Here is a 971-nt window from a genome sequence, read left to right as displayed (position 1 = left end):
CTAGGGCCTGTCCTGTGAATCGGTGACCGGCCTGGTTGGATGCTCGGGTGGTTCGTCGGGACGAGGTCACGGAGGCGGCGTGGGAGCGGATCGCGCCGTTGTTGCCGGTCAGCGCGGGTCGGGGTGGTCGGTGGAAAGATCACCGGCAGGTTCTGAACGCGATCGTGTGGAAGCTGCGCACGGGCGCGCCGTGGCGCGATATCCCCGACAGATATGGGTCCTGGAAGACCGCCCATGAGCGGCTGCGCCGCTGGACCGCCGACGGAACTTGGGACCGGATCCTGGAACATGTCCAGGTCCACGACGACGCGGTCGGGGAGATCGAGTGGACCTTCCACGTTGATTCCAGCGTCGTTCGGGCGCATCAGCACGCCGCCGGGGCCCGCAGGCCCCGGGCGGCGAAAAAAGGGGCTCCGCCGATCAGCGCGGTGCCGCGCGTGCGGGCGTCGCGGTCGCTGCGGTCGAGGGTGAGGCGATCGGGCGGTCCCGGGGCGGGCTGAGCAGCAAGATCCACCTCGCGGTTGATGGGCGGGGACGGCCGATGGCCGTCCGGCTGACCGCCGGGCAGGCCGGAGACAACCCGCAGCTCCTGCCGTTGCTGGACGAGGTGTCGGTGCCTCGGCTAGGGCCCGGCCGGCCGCGGAAACGACCGGAGCGGGTCGTGGCCGACAAGGCCTACTCCCATCCCTCGACCCGCGCCGCGCTGCGGCGCCGCAAGATCGCCGCGACGATCCCGGAGCGGTCCGATCAGGTCGCGCGGCGGGCCGCGAAGGGCTCGGCCGGAGGCCGGCCCCCGGTCTTCGACCCGGTCATCTACCGACAGCGCAACCTCGTCGAACGCTGCTTCAACCGGCTCAAACAGTTCCGCGCGATCGCCACTCGGTATGCCAAACGCGCCGTGCTCTACCGATCCTTACTCACTCTCGCCGCGACGCTGATCTGGCTGACGTGATTCGCAGGACAGGCCCTAG

1 protein-coding gene is annotated in these 971 nt (G+C 70.3%); it reads left to right on the top strand.

Annotation, left to right across the window (positions count from 1 at the left end):
- Positions 1–47 precede the first annotated feature (47 nt).
- Positions 48–952, top strand: a protein-coding gene (locus FL583_RS39820) for an IS5 family transposase (RefSeq protein ID WP_420843243.1) whose coding sequence is annotated in 2 segments (ribosomal slippage) — positions 48–462 and positions 462–952 — 906 coding nt in all. Because the reading frame shifts where the segments join, the coding sequence is not laid out codon by codon here.
- Positions 953–971 lie beyond the last annotated feature (19 nt).

This window comes from Cryptosporangium phraense, assembly GCF_006912135.1.
GTDB classification, from domain to species: domain Bacteria; phylum Actinomycetota; class Actinomycetes; order Mycobacteriales; family Cryptosporangiaceae; genus Cryptosporangium; species Cryptosporangium phraense.
The sequence above is the reverse complement of the archived record's forward strand: the minus strand, read 5'-3'. Positions and strand labels throughout refer to the sequence as shown.